This window comes from Gilliamella sp. BG3 (assembly GCF_046635605.1).
Lineage (GTDB): Bacteria > Pseudomonadota > Gammaproteobacteria > Enterobacterales > Orbaceae > Gilliamella > Gilliamella bombi.
The window spans coordinates 12,453-26,909 of record NZ_JBIDFE010000002.1; the positions used below are offsets into that span (position 1 = coordinate 12,453).

The 14,457-nt window shown below is 34.6% G+C and carries 13 protein-coding genes; 6 read left to right on the forward strand and 7 right to left on the reverse strand.

Annotation, left to right across the window (positions count from 1 at the left end):
• Positions 1–44: 44 nt before the first annotated feature.
• A complete protein-coding gene (locus ACGH6S_RS01020) occupies positions 45–1,007 on the forward strand; it encodes an aminoimidazole riboside kinase (RefSeq protein WP_411578205.1) in 963 nt (320 codons plus the stop codon).
• Between the two features lie 166 nt (positions 1,008–1,173).
• On the opposite strand, the gene ispC is transcribed toward ACGH6S_RS01020, so the two are convergent.
• The 3 genes from ispC to deoC form a co-directional block, all read right to left on the reverse strand.
• Complete coding sequence (ispC, locus tag ACGH6S_RS01025) at positions 1,174–2,352, reverse strand: 1-deoxy-D-xylulose-5-phosphate reductoisomerase (RefSeq protein WP_411578206.1); 1,179 nt, start codon at positions 2,350–2,352, stop codon at positions 1,174–1,176.
• Position 2,353: 1 nt separating this feature from the next.
• Positions 2,354–3,115, reverse strand: coding sequence for a DNA-binding transcriptional repressor DeoR (deoR, locus tag ACGH6S_RS01030; protein ID WP_174798830.1), 762 nt, complete (start codon positions 3,113–3,115; stop codon positions 2,354–2,356).
• Positions 3,116–3,176: 61 nt separating this feature from the next.
• Positions 3,177–3,842, reverse strand: coding sequence for a deoxyribose-phosphate aldolase (gene deoC / locus ACGH6S_RS01035; RefSeq protein WP_065639686.1), 666 nt, complete (start codon positions 3,840–3,842; stop codon positions 3,177–3,179).
• 549 nt (positions 3,843–4,391) lie between these two features.
• On the opposite strand from deoC, the gene ACGH6S_RS01040 reads away from it, so the two are divergent.
• Positions 4,392–5,921: a hypothetical protein gene (locus ACGH6S_RS01040; RefSeq protein ID WP_411578207.1), complete on the forward strand. Its 1,530-nt coding sequence runs from the start codon at positions 4,392–4,394 to the stop codon at positions 5,919–5,921.
• An 843-nt stretch (positions 5,922–6,764) separates the two neighbouring features.
• Here the strand turns inward: ACGH6S_RS01040 and ACGH6S_RS01045 are convergent.
• The 3 genes from ACGH6S_RS01045 to narX all read right to left on the reverse strand — a co-directional run bounded on the left by ACGH6S_RS01045 (position 6,765) and on the right by narX (position 10,456).
• A complete protein-coding gene (locus tag ACGH6S_RS01045; RefSeq protein WP_065590207.1) occupies positions 6,765–7,787 on the reverse strand; it encodes a DUF4272 domain-containing protein in 1,023 nt (340 codons plus the stop codon).
• 204 nt (positions 7,788–7,991) lie between these two features.
• A complete protein-coding gene (narL, locus tag ACGH6S_RS01050) occupies positions 7,992–8,645 on the reverse strand; it encodes a two-component system response regulator NarL (RefSeq protein WP_065590206.1) in 654 nt (217 codons plus the stop codon).
• 2 nt (positions 8,646–8,647) lie between these two features.
• The gene (narX, locus tag ACGH6S_RS01055) at positions 8,648–10,456 is read right to left on the reverse strand and encodes a nitrate/nitrite two-component system sensor histidine kinase NarX (RefSeq protein ID WP_296299866.1); all 1,809 of its coding nucleotides are present in this window, start codon (positions 10,454–10,456) and stop codon (positions 8,648–8,650) included.
• A 231-nt stretch (positions 10,457–10,687) separates the two neighbouring features.
• Between narX and rplU the strand changes: the two genes are divergently transcribed.
• The 4 genes from rplU to cgtA all read left to right on the forward strand — a co-directional run bounded on the left by rplU (position 10,688) and on the right by cgtA (position 13,424).
• On the forward strand, positions 10,688–10,996 hold the full coding sequence (gene rplU, locus ACGH6S_RS01060) for a 50S ribosomal protein L21 (RefSeq protein WP_025314436.1): 309 nt from the start codon (positions 10,688–10,690) through the stop codon (positions 10,994–10,996).
• A 15-nt stretch (positions 10,997–11,011) separates the two neighbouring features.
• Complete coding sequence (gene rpmA, locus ACGH6S_RS01065; protein WP_034915250.1) at positions 11,012–11,272, forward strand: 50S ribosomal protein L27; 261 nt, start codon at positions 11,012–11,014, stop codon at positions 11,270–11,272.
• 89 nt (positions 11,273–11,361) lie between these two features.
• Positions 11,362–12,258, forward strand: a complete 897-nt coding sequence (locus ACGH6S_RS01070; RefSeq protein ID WP_411578208.1) for a DMT family transporter — start codon at positions 11,362–11,364, stop codon at positions 12,256–12,258.
• Positions 12,258–13,424, forward strand: coding sequence for an Obg family GTPase CgtA (cgtA, locus tag ACGH6S_RS01075; RefSeq protein ID WP_065590203.1), 1,167 nt, complete (start codon positions 12,258–12,260; stop codon positions 13,422–13,424). The genes ACGH6S_RS01070 and cgtA overlap by 1 nt, the downstream gene beginning before the upstream one ends.
• 486 nt (positions 13,425–13,910) lie before the next feature.
• Here cgtA and smrB read toward each other — a convergent pair whose 3' ends face one another.
• Positions 13,911–14,456: an endonuclease SmrB gene (smrB, locus tag ACGH6S_RS01080; protein ID WP_065590202.1), complete on the reverse strand. Its 546-nt coding sequence runs from the start codon at positions 14,454–14,456 to the stop codon at positions 13,911–13,913.
• Position 14,457: the final 1 nt, after the last annotated feature.

A 14,457-nucleotide genomic window follows, 5' to 3' on the forward strand; every position in this document is an offset into this window, starting at 1 on the left:
CTATACTAGATTACCGCAGTAACTGACTATAATCGAGTTAAAAAATGAATAATACTAAAGTTTGGTCCCTTGGGGATGCCGTTATTGATTTATTGCCATTTGGTGATATGAATTATAAAGCATGTGCTGGTGGCGCACCTGCAAATGTTGCAATTGGTATTGCAAAATTAGGACTGCCTTCAGCGTTTATTGGTCGTGTTGGTAATGACCCTTTTGGTGATTTTATGGAAACCACATTCCGCCAATATAACGTTGATTGCCAAAGCCTTGAAAAAGATGAACATCATCGAACAAGTACTGTGGTTGTTGATTTAGGAAAAAACGGTGAACGTAGTTTTACTTTTTTGGTTTCACCTTCAGCTGATCAATTTTTATCTCAGCAAGCAATTCCTAATTTTAACCAAGATATTTTACACTTTTGCTCTTTGGCGCTAGTTGGCCACACCTGCCGTCAAACACTTAAAACTGCGATTGAACAGCTTACCGCTAAAAATGGCCTAATCAGCTTTGATGTTAACTTGCGCGAACAGATGTGGGCCAATAAAGACGAAATGCGCACCACTATTACTCAATTTTGTCATGATGCTGATATCCTCAAACTATCAGACGAAGAACTATTTTGGTTAACTCAAAGCAATGATTGGAGTGAAGCATTAAATAAACTACAACAACACTATGAAGCACCATTAAAATTAATTACCAAAGGTAAAGATGGCAGCATTGTATTATGGAAAGGTAAAACATTTTCGTTTGATTCGTACCATGTAAATAGTGTTGATACAACCGGTGCAGGTGATGCTTTTGTCGCAGGATTACTCAGCAGTATTGCATCCTCAGGCATGCCTGAGGATAAACTGATGTTAGAAAGCATGATGACCATTGCCAGCGCTTGTGGAGCCTTAGCTACAACCAAAAAAGGCGCATTAACTGCACTACCTGATAGTACATTTTTACAATCATTTATTAGCGATAATCCAACATTAACAGCAAAACAAATGGCATACTAAAAATAGTAAAAACTTACTAATAGGGCAGCAAGATTGAATACAATAGTTTCAAAATATAATTATGATTGACTGCCCTTTACCACTCAATAACTTAACTACTCAGTAATTTAACTATTTAATAACTCAACTATTTAGTTAAATTACTGTTTATAAAATCAAATAGCATTTAATACCGACTACATTGTGATCTTGCCCACTGATCTATCATAAAAACATCATCAATTGTCGATGGCTCAGGGAAAGCCAATTGATCTAATACTTTTGATACATTTTTAGCAATATCCATAAAACCAATTTTATGTTGCAAAAATGCTTCAACCGCAACTTCATTGGCGGCATTGAGCGCCGTGGTAGCCGCTTGCCCTTGATTAAAGGCATTGATTGCCAATTTTAAACATGGATAACGGTCAAAGTCAGGTTGTTTAAATGTTAACGACGAAATTTGCGTAAAATCTAAAGGTGGTACGCTTGAAGGAACACGATCGGGGTAAGACATGGCATAAGCAATTGGCGTGCACATATCAGGCACACCAAGTTCAGCTATCACACTACCATCTTGATAACGTACCATTGAATGGATAATTGATTGCGGATGAATAATAATTTCCATTTCGTTGGCACTAGCATTAAATAGCCAACGAGCTTCAATATATTCCAGCCCTTTATTCATCATCGTTGCTGAATCAACAGATATTTTTTTACCCATCGACCAATTAGGGTGAGCAACCGCTTGCTCGGGGGTGACATGTGCCAGTTTAGCTAAATCCCAATCACGAAATGGTCCGCCAGAACCTGTTAACACGATTTTAGTAATACCATGCTCAGCAAGGTTAGCAAAACCTAAATCATGCTGTACCGTCGTTGGTAAACTTTGAAAAATAGCGTTATGTTCGCTATCTACCGGCAACAACTCAGCACCATACTCTTTAACCGCTTGCATAAATAAATGTCCACAGGTTACTAGCGATTCTTTATTGGCCAACAAAATACGCTTACCTTTTTTAATCGCAGCAAGGATTGGTTTTAATCCTGCGGCTCCAACGATTGCGGCCATCACTTGATCGACCTCGGGAAACTGCGATAAGTCGCAAATGGCTTGTTCACCACTTAACACTTCAATATCCAATTTTAGATTTGCAAGATTTGCTCTTAATGCCGTCTCAGCTTGCGCTGTTGCCATGGCAACGTATTTAGGCTTAAAAGCCAGACATTGCTCAGTCATTTTGGCAACATTATTACCTCCTACTAAAGCATAAGCCTTAAATAGATGTGGATTTTGAGCAATAACCGCTAGCGTACTGCAACCAATTGAACCTGTCGAACCTAAAATTGTGATATTTTTCATATTAATACATTAAATCTATATTATGGTTAGCTAAAAAATTAATAAATTGCTTGGTTGGCACTTTATCTGTAATAATTTGATTAAACAGAGTTAACTCACCAATAAAAGCCGGTTTAACTTGATTAAATTTAGTATGATCGGCAATCAAAATATTTTGACCTGATTTTTTTATCGCCTGCAATTTCATATCAACTTCATCAAAATGATAACAAGTTACGCCTTGCTTAATATCAATCCCTGCGGCCGAAATAAATGCTTTATTTGGGCAAATCGAATTTAATTCACTATGCTGTCCAATAGCGCTAAAAATCGCATTATTAGCCTGATAATGACCACCACATAAAATTGTCTTACAATTAGATTTATTTTGTAATGCTAAAAATGCGTTTAATGAATAACAGATAGCAGTAAAAGTTATTTCATCATCAATGGCATCAATAATAAAAGGAATAGTCGTACCGCAATCAAAAAAGACGGTATCGTTTTCTACAATGTATTTACTAGCTATATTGGCAATATATTGTTTTTCATAAACCTGTTTATCTTGTTGGTCTGACAAAAAATACGGGGTAATTTGATGACGAGCATCACTAACAACATAGCCACCTAAAACACTTAGGGAACAACCAACATTGCTCAAATCTCGGCGAATGGTCATTTCTGAAACAGCCAACAACTTAGCGGCTTCTTTTAAATGAATCTTATCTGTTTTTTTTAAAAGTTGAATAAGATCATTCACTCTTTTTTGTGATTGTGTTTCCATGCTGATCCTATAAATCAATAATAACAAGCTACATAAGTAGCTTATTAATTGATATCATTGATTAATAATCACTGGTCGAAGTTACATCACCAGAAACAATCGCAATACCAGCACTAGCCCCTAAACGCGAAGCCCCCGCTTGAACCATTTTTTCAGCCGTTTGACGATCACGAATACCACCCGATGCCTTAACGCCCATCTCATTGCCAACGGTATCACGCATCAACTTAACATCCTCAACCGTTGCGCCAGATACACTAAACCCAGTCGAGGTTTTAACAAAAGCAACACCGATTTGCTTACAAATTTCACAAACTTTAACAATTTCGTCTTTAGTTAATAAACAAGTTTCTAAAATCACTTTTAATGGCACAGCGCCACAAGCATTAAATACCGCCTCAATATCTTGTTTAACCGCATCCCAATCATTGCTTTTTAACCAACCCACATTGATGACCATATCGATTTCTTGCGCACCTGCTTTAACCGCCATTTCGGTTTCAAAGGCTTTAGCGCTAGTTAGCATTGCACCTAAAGGAAAGCCAACGACTGAACACACTTTTACATCGCTACCTTTTAGTAAACTAGCCACTAAAGGAACATAGCCTGAATTTACACAAACTGAATAAAAATGATATTGTTTAGCTTCTTCACAGAGTTTAGTGATTTGGTCTTTTGTTGCGTTCATTGCAAGTAAAGTATGATCGATATACTTTGCATAACTCATAACGAGATCCTTAAAATGTCTTTGTAATAATGTTTAATTAAATATTGTTAGTCTGTAAATAAATAGGGATGTTATAAAAATAACAAATATAGCCAAGCACTGTTATTTTTATAACATTATGGCGTAATTGATTGAAATAGTACAGATAAAAATCTGTGTTTAAATTTTAGTTTTTCGTGAAAGAAATAACATTTATATCAATAATTTACCAAATATTATTATTTGGCGTGCTAATTTCGCTTAGGTGACAGCACATCCTGATGAAGGAAAAGAGTTAATGGAATTTAATTCTTCTATTTTTCATTTTTTTATAATACTCTGTTTTATTGAGCCGAGTGTGTTTTATTACAAGATAAAAACGATCGAAACTCAGCACATCCAAAAAAAATCAAGTATCTTAATAAATCTTTACAAAATTTTTAGTTAAAAATGTAGCCAAATTTTTTTTAAACATTATAATTTTAAAAATTAGAATTAATTCAGCTATATTTTATAGATTATAGATCGTTAAAAAAATAAAATAAAACAATATATTACTTTACAAAAGGGATGTTATGCAGTATACTTATCAACACCAGACACCAGCACTGGCAAACCTATGTCTTAAATTTATTAAATAACCACGTTAGACGAGTTTTTACACTTACTTCATTTTTAGCATCGAAATTATCCATACAATTATCTACAAAAAAAACGTTGGTATTAGTGCCATTGTTGTTATTGCCGTATTCGCCTAATTTGCAGGCATTAACTGCGCATACTAGTAATGTTATAGAAGGTAGTGCACCATATTTAACATTTGATGGTGGTAAAACTAAAGCGATCACAACCGATGATTTATTGAATATCACTCTATTGGATGGAACAATAGTTACTCCATCAACCAATACATCAAGCGTAACAAATCCAATAACTTTACCTAAAGGAAGTACTTTAAGTGATATTCACATGTTGATTCCCTCATCAGTTGATTCAGTCAGTTTAAATGATATAGTGAACACTTATCATTATTGGGGCGATGATGATGGTGATGGTCAGGGAATAAATGGCGTAACCGCAAAAGGAAATCTATCTGCTTATTTTTCCGATAAAAATGGTAATGCTGTTAGTCGTAATGATATTTTAGATATTTGTAAAGCACCTTATAAGGTGATATTAAGTAGTACAGAGGGGGCTTTAAAAACACAGTACGGTGTACCAGATACAAATTATTTCCACCGTCAATCGGTGGAGTACTACATCAGCCCAAATTTACCTCCTAAAATCTGTCATGTAAGACCAAATCTAACCTATGGTGAAGGTGATTACGCTGGTCCAGCTAATATTTGGAATCCAACTAAAGGATTTCTAGTCCAATCAACTAATCCAGCAACTTATGAACAAAATTTTCCGACAACAGGTGCAGATGGCTTGTACTTTGATTTAGACATAGGGGGAGGTCGCCAGTTGACTTGGGCTTCTGTTACACATGGGGGAATAACAGCTACTGTGACAAGGACGTTACCAAATGCAGGCGATAATTGGATATCCAATCATTCAGTAGAGGTAATGCGCGTTACGCTAACGGGTCCTAGGGCAAGTGATAACCAAAAAAGCTCAGATTCCCCAAGTCCAATTAGCAAGCCAACCTTGCCTCAAACATTCGAGTTAGTGGGTAGAGATAGTCAAGGTAGTGTGGTTGTCAAGTATGGGTTTGTGTTGAAGCAATGGTTCGTTAATCGTGGATTTCGAGCGACTGACGCTTCTAAACAAGCTTCTTGGTGTAGCCATTTAGGTTATCGTTTTCCACAGGTAAGGGATTTAACTAATGCGGTTTGTTCCGGTAAGTGGTCAGGTCACTGGTGTCAAGGTTCTGTCGGTGCCATCCCATCATCATCTGGTAATCATTACCAGCGTCGAATTGGCGTAGGCTTTTTTACTGAGTGGGGAGATATGAGCTGTTATACCAACGCAGATTTTGCTAGTCGCAACTACTGGACAAGTGATACTGGAAATAATTACTTATTCGGTGTTGACTCGGACGACGGTGATGTGCTCGGTGGGAGAGCTAGTAGGAATGGACTTTGTGCTGCTAATTAGCCTTTCGGATTTAGTCCTTGACTGCTGGGGGGAATTATATTCTCAATAGCAGACAATCTATTAAAAAAAGTAAACTTTAATGGTTGTTTTTATTCGGTATAGTTTCGGACGTTTTGAGCTTTTGCTTTAAATAGTTTTAGTAGCAATGTATGAGCTAAGAAGATAGAGCGATTTTCTTAGCAATTTTTGGCTTTAGCTGGGATAAAATGGTCTCTTTGCTATCCTGCTGCAGTTGTCAGCAATTTGTAAGAGTGGTAAATAATCCAAAAAACATCGTAATAAAAACATAAAGCAAACTATAAGTATTTGATTTTACAAAAACATTAAATTTAAAAAACTTTAATAAAATCAATACTCTACCTGAACGATTTTATGGGGGAATATTAACTTTCATAATATCGAAAAGCTAGGCAAACGAGTCGTTACCTAGACCGTCATTTAGTCTGTAATACATTAAAGCAAGCTTTGTTTCGGCGCTACTTTCTTAAAAATATGCTCGTTCGCAGTGACCGAGGATGCTAGCCAATAAAGCACTATTTAAATATATTGAAATCTATTATTATTGTATGCGTGGTTGTTCAGCCAAGAACTAGGTATTGCTAGAACAATATGAACAACAATATTATCAAAATAAAAAAATGATAGAGAGGGCTATGTATAATATTTTGGTAAGGATCGTGTTAATTCTTTTTATGGTGATGTGACATAATCAGCAAATATTTAGCGATTTAAAAAGATAGAAAACGAAAGTTTAAACTATTTATTAGCTTTGATATTATGGTTAATATTTAGAACTTTGACACCATATTAAATATGATGTCAACAAATGAGAAGATGAAAATATTAGGTTGGTGTATCGACATCATCCCAATCAGCATTTTCAAAATTGGTTAACCAATTTAAAGCATAATGACGCTCTTGAATAACATCACTTATAATCGATGCGGGAGGTTGCTTATCTTTCATTCGAAAATCTGTGGTTATCCAATGTAAGCGGTAGTGTAAATCTAAAGCATCCAACAATTCACTAACTGGTCTTAAGGCCACGGTTGAAAAATCTTGTCCACTATGTTGCATTCCTTGGTCAACTAACGATGAAACATCGCAGATAGTATCAGCAAAAGGGAGCTCAGATTGCCAATTGATAGCCCATTGTAAAGGTAATAATGCTTCGTATTTCCAAGACATATCTATCACATCTTGCTCTGTCGGCTGCCCGCTATAAATAAAGTCACGCTCATTATTTGATAAAGCCTCAAACCCCATTGGACAACGTTCTTTAAATTCCATCGGATTAATTGGATCATTTTCTCTAAAACTTTCAGCCTGAATACCTGTTAACATTATTGCTAAGGCTCGTTTAGCTACTTCGTCAGGTGTTCTAAGTATTACTTCCGATTCGGCAATAACCGGTGGTAAATGTGTAGGTGTATGCAACCCCAATTTGGCTAAATACTGTTCAGTTTTTGTTTTTCGCTTTAATGCTTCTAGTGGATAAGGGACGATTACATCTAAATCAATGTTACCATCAGGATCTTGTAATACATCTCCGTCAGGATTCCGAATAGTTCCATCAGGCATAAATATAATTGCATTCGCCTGCCAGCCCCAAGTGGTAAATTCATTGAAATTATCTTCTTCAATCTCAAAGGTAAATTGATGTTTAACTCGTTGGATATGGCGATACAAAGCATAACGGCGTGAATTCATCTGCCCATCTCCTGCTTGCATGACATAACCGATAAAACCATCAAGGTGTTTCGTCAACTCAGAATCATCCAATCCGCGATGGTATAGACGCTCGCAGGGAAAATTAATGGCTGGTGGATGAGTGACTGTAGAATAAGCATTTATCAATATTGGCATTTCAAATATTCCTAGTTTAGATTTGGTATTTTTATTATTATAAATAGTGGCTGTTTTTTAATCTAATTCTATAATAGATCATGGTAGTTTTCTATATTTTTTAAATGCTATACTCCGTTTTGTGATGTTTGTTATTCTGTTGAATAAATGATTTTATCTGGTGCATCGCTGAACAAGATATATTTTATTTTTCAATGTATACGTTTATTCCTTACTTTGTAAATACCATACTGTCATTTCCATTCTTGATTTAAAATTAAGTTTTTTGAATATACTTTTGATATGTACTTTGACTGTGCTTTCAACGATACCTAAATCTTTTGCAATTAGCTTATTTGGTAGTCCTTGTACTAATAAATTAAAAATTTCATTTTCTCTTGGTGTCAATAAACTGACATCATGCATCTGTTTTGTAGTTAGTTGTTCGTTATTACGCATATAATTGAGGATAATATGTGAAATAGCATTATCCATAATTAGCTTTCCAATCGAGATTTCTTGTAGTGATTTTAGAAAATCTTCAGGCTCCATATCTTTTAATAAATAGCCATCAGCACCTGTTTTTAGTGCGGTGATTATATCTTCTTTTGCATCTGATACTGTAAACATAATAATGCGACTCGATATTTTTTTTTCACGCAAGTAGCGTAATATTTCTAATCCATTAACATCTTGCATATTGATATCAAGTAGAATAATATCAGGATCAAGCTCTTCGGCTAATTTAACGCCTTCTATTCCAGAGCCAGTTTCTCCCACAATGTCAAAATGGTTGACTGTATTTATCAGCTGTTTTACGCCATTTCTTAACATTGGATGATCATCAATAAGAAGTATTGAGCAATTTATTTGTTCCATTTTTACTCTTCTATTGCTTTGAATGAAATGGTTTTATTAACCTTAAATGCTATCATAATTTGTGTCCCTTTGTGGGGAGGACTGTTTATTGTTAAATTACCATTTAGTATTTCAACTCTATCACGCATAATGATTAGACCATAACTATTATCCTGTTTAATATTGTTTTGTAAACCAATGCCATTATCCTCAATACAGACGGAAATAATTTGATGATCATCAATTTTTAAACTGACAATAACCTGTGTGGCTTTAGCATGTTTATATATGTTATTTAGTCCTTCACGAATAATTTGTAATAAATGAAATGCATATTTACTATTGATAATATTCAGCGGCAATAAATATTCAAACTGAATATTGAATTGTAATTTTTGATTAAATTCCTCAATTAATTCCATTAAATTTGCATAAAAACCCGTTTGGTTAAGGCGTAAGCGAAAAGAGGTAATTAGTTCTCTTAGTTGAGAGTAGGTTATATTGACTTCTTTACGCATTGTTGCCAATAAATCAATACTGCTTTGTGATGTTAAATCTGATTGCATTTGTAAGCAGCTGAGGTGTATTTTTAAACAAGATAGAGATTGAGCAATGGAATCATGCAGCTCTCTGGCCATTGCTGAGCGTTCTTTTATTAATAAATATTGTTTTTGTTGTTCAATTTGTCTATCGAGCTTCATTGCAGTAGTCATTTGCTCGATAACTCCCACAATTAAGTTTTCTTGTTCATTGGTTAATATGATATTTTTTGGCTGCAAAGCAAATAATATCCCATATTTTTCCCCGTTTTCTTGAAGGTGCCAATGGCGTTGAAAGTTATTTTTTTGATAAGATTTTGATGAGCTTAAACAAGCTTTGCATTTAGAATTTTGGCAATAAGGTAATTTTTGCTCATTATCGTAACTGATTTGTTGATAATGCTCAGGATCATTTGATTCATAAAAACGGATTTTAAATTGAGTTAATGGTACTAAATCTTCTAATTTGTGTAGTATTTTTAGAAAACGTTCACACAATGGCTCTGAAGTATGTAGTTGCTTAATTGTTTGATATTGAAATGAAACAATTTTATTGGTTTGTTGTAATTTAGCTGTTTTTTCTGCAACTTGTTTTTCTAACAATAAATATTGTGATTCAATTTGCTCGGACATTTTGTTAAAAGCTAGCCCTAAAAGATCAAATTCATTCTTTCTGCTTTTAATATTAAAACGCGCTTTAAAATTGTGGCTAGAAATTGCTTCAGCCATACTAACTAATTTTTGCCATGGTGCAAGAAGGTAGTAACGTAAGTAATAAATTTGAACAGCTAAAAAAATTACGATAATAACAATAAATAATTGTTGTAATTGAGAAATATAATAAATTTTGTTTTCGGTTTTTTGATCAATCTTATCTACCAAATGGTTGATACGAGCAACATAGCTTTCAATATCAATTCTTATTTCATCGATTTTTTGTGCTTGCTGTATTTTAGTAATAAGTCGAGTATTCCAATCAGTTTCTAACTGATTAAATTCATTAATTAAATTATAGCGTTTTAAAAGCGTTAAATGTTTTTGTGATGAAGAAATATTAATAAAAATATTTAAATTATCATAATCTTTCTTATTGAGTGGAACCATTGTTAGTATTTGGTAGTTCTTCATTCTTAGTAAGCCTAATTGATTAACCATATATGCCCCACCTTTTGTATCATTGGCTACCTGGATTGAAAATGATAAAGCGATTAAAGCAATAGCACCTAAACAGAACAGTAATAGTGTTAAACGATTAATAATTGATTCGGTGGGGCGAATTTTTATTTTCGACATATAAACACTCAATATTATTTTGTAATTTTATTTTAGCTAAATAGTAATTTATGGTTATTGTAGCTTGAAAAGAGTATCTATCTGATCTTTTTTGTAACTTTTTGCGATCTTTTGTTAAACAGCGCTTGCAACAAGAATAAAATTTGCGTAAAATTCACGCCCTATAAGATTAATCACGCAGACATATATGTTTAATCAAGTAATCGTCTGCTTTTTATTGCGGAGTTAAGTATGTACGCAGTTTTCCAAAGTGGTGGTAAACAACACCGAGTTAGCGAAGGACAAGTCGTTCGCTTGGAAAAAATTGAAGTCGAAACAGGTGCAGAAGTTGTTTTCGATAAAGTTTTAATGGTAGCAAATGGTGAAGACATCAAAGTTGGTGCTCCGTTTGTTGAAGGTGCAACAATTAAAGCAGAAATTGTTGAGCACGGTCGTGGCGATAAAGTGAAAATTGTTAAATTCCGTCGTCGTAAACACTATCGTAAACAACAAGGTCACCGTCAGTGGTTCACTGATGTGAAGATCACTGCAATCGCTTAATAGGAGTATCGAACAATGGCACATAAGAAGGCTGGTGGTTCATCACGTAATGGTCGTGATTCCCAAAGTAAACGTTTAGGGGTTAAACGTTATGGTAGTCAAGAAGTTCTTGCTGGTAACATTTTAGTTCGTCAACGTGGAACTCAATTCCACCCAGGCACTAATGTAGGTTGTGGTCGTGATCATACTCTATTTGCCTTAATTGATGGACAAGTAAAGTTTGAAGTTAAAGGACCTAAGAATCGTCGTTATGTTAGTGTAGTTGCTAACAGTTAATTCATAAACGGTTCAAAAAGTTTTAGAAGCCTCACAATTATTGTGGGGCTTTTTTCATTTCTTGAAGTTAATATAAAATTGATGGTGATATGATAAAGCAGCAAAATGTTAAATTAGGTTTTGCACTTGCCATGTTAACCGCAGTGATGTGGGGCATTGTGCCAATTGCAATGAAATATGCGCTAGTGGTTGTTGATCCATTGACATTAGCTTGGTCGAGATTGGCTATTTCAGCTCTTGGTATTACTATTTGGTTGGCTTACAAAAAGCAATTTCCTAATTTAATGATGTTCAGAAAACATCGTCGTTTTGTTTTATTGATGATTGCAGGTTTTGGGTTGTTGGGTAATTTTGCACTGTTTGCAAGTGCAGTTCAGTATCTTTCAGCTACAACCGCTCAGGTTGTCGGGCAAACTGGCATTGTGATTTTTATGATTTCAAGTGCTTTTATTTTTAGAGAGCGACTCAGGCCGACTCAAATTATTGGTATTTTAGTATTATTAGTTGGGCTTGCGTTATTTTTTAATAAAAATATTGTAGATCTGTTTTCTAATATGTCTTCGTATGGTATTGGTGTGTGGTTTGGTTTACTGGCTTCGGTATCATGGGCTTGCTATGCGCTTGCTCAAAAAGTACTATTACAGAAATTACGTGCAGAACAGTTACTTTGGTTAATTTACCTTATTTGTACTGTTTTTTTGTTGCCTTTTACGTCGTCAAGTAAAATTATAAATGCTGATGCAACTCAACTGTTTGCTATCATATTTTGTGGTTTAAATACTATTATTGCTTATGGTGCGTTAGTGATGGCTATGGAGCGCTGGCAAGCAGCACAAGTGAGTGCAATAACAACTTTAACGCCATTATTTTCGCTCATCTTTTCAGATTTGTTTGCTTTAATTTGGCCTGAAAAGTTTGCTATGGGGCATTATATTTGGCATCCAAGGAAAGGCTGGCTAATTAACCGCAATAAAGGGGAAGAATAATGAAATTTGTTGATGAAGCATCAATCCGTGTTGAAGCTGGAGATGGTGGAAATGGTTGTGTCGGTTTTCGCCGAGAAAAGTATATACCTAAAGGTGGTCCTGATGGTGGCGACGGTGGCGATGGTGGTGATGTCTTTTTTATTGCTGATGAGAATTTAAATACATTAGTTGATTTTCAGTTTGAAAAAAATTACCGCGCTGAGCGTGGCCAAAATGGACAAGGTTCTGATTGTACGGGTAAGCGTGGTCGAGATATTACCGTTAAAGTGCCTGTGGGAACACGAATTACCGACAAATATACAGGTGAAATTATTGGTGATTTAACGCATCACCAACAAAAAGTATTGGTTGCCAAGGGCGGTTTTCATGGGCTTGGAAATGCGCGTTTTAAATCATCGGTAAATCGTGCGCCAAGACAAAAAACTGATGGTACTCCAGGTGAAAAGCGCGATGTATTATTAGAATTATTATTACTTGCTGATGTGGGGATGTTGGGCTTGCCTAATGCTGGTAAATCAACTTTTATTCGCTCAGTTTCAGCAGCTAAACCGAAAGTTGCAGATTACCCATTTACTACCTTAGTGCCTAGTTTAGGTGTAGTAAGAATGGATAATGAACAAAGTTTTGTTGTTGCTGATATTCCTGGTTTAATAGAGGGGGCATCAGACGGTGCAGGACTTGGTATTCGTTTCTTAAAACATCTTGAACGTTGTCGTGTTTTAGTTCATTTGATCGATATGGCACCAGTAGATGAATCAGATCCGATAGAAAATGCTAAAGTAATAATCAAAGAGGTTCAACAATATAGTGAAAAATTAGCTAATAAACCACGTTGGTTGGTATTTAATAAAATGGATGTATTAGGTCCTGAAGAGAGCGCTAAACGTGCAGCTGAAATAGCTAGGGCACTTGATTGGCAAGATAAATATTATATTATTTCAGCCATTAATCAAGAAGGTATAAAGGCCTTATGTTGGGACTTAATGGAATATATCAATGCGCATCCACGTGAAGCCGAACAAGAAGAGTCATCACCTGAAAAAGTGGAATTTATGTGGGATGATTACCATCAACAAGCAATGGATGAGGCTTTTGATGATGACGATGATTTTGATGACTGGGACGAAAGCGATGAAGAAGGTGTTGAATTTATTTATCAAAAATAATAAGTATTATACTCTATTTTATTTCGCCTAAATTAGCCATTGCGTATAATTTTTTATAAAAAGCAGAATAGGAATATTCTGCTTATTTTTTATATTGTTAAATATCAATCCTCTTATTATGAAATTAGTGAATAAAGCGTTTATTTTTATTTAGCTTAGAAAAATAAAAAAATGCTTGATTTTGTTAATGATAATCATTATCATTATCATTAATTCGTACTTTGTTAGAGCTTTAGAGGCTTTTGAAAAAGTATGACATTGCTCACATTGCTTCCAATGTTTACCAGCTTGACGTTATCGCTAAGCTGGTTTTTTTGTTTTATGTTATTAACAACTATTTTTTAAACATTATTCTTTAGTTAACGTTATTTTATTTTTTGTTTTTTATCTACATGCTAATGTCATCACAAAGGTTTAGATGAAAATTGACGGAAGAAGAGTAAAAAATTATTTTTATGATTATCTAGATAGTTAAGTTTTCAAAAGCTAACTATTTATTAGTTTGTTCTCGATATCAAATAAAATGAGAAGTGCTGCGTTGCCACCAAATTCTTTAGGCGCTTGATGAAAACAGATAACATGAGGATGTTGAGCTAGCCACATGGGTGTTTGTTTTTTTAAGATGTTTTTCCCATGTCCATACATGATACAAGCACAATGAGCTCTTTCATGTAAACATGCTGCGATAAGAGCGGCAATTTCTTTTTTAGCCTCTTGTTGAGTTAACCCATGTAGATCCAAAAAGAATTCTGGTTCATAAAATCCACGGCGCAATTTTTTTACTTCGTAGGGATCTGCATTTTCTCGGCTATAGCGAATTGGGTCTTCTTGCAATAGCGGCTGATAATCATCAGAAAAATAAAATTCAGCATTAATTTTTTCATATTGCTGTTTTTGGGTTTCTATTGCTTTTTGTGAACGTTTCTGTGGTTTATGAACGACAGTATCTTGTTTTAGTTTTTTGGTGATGTTACCAATACTATTTTTAAACAAGTTTATATCATCTTGGTCTAAATTAAATTTATTTGGCATT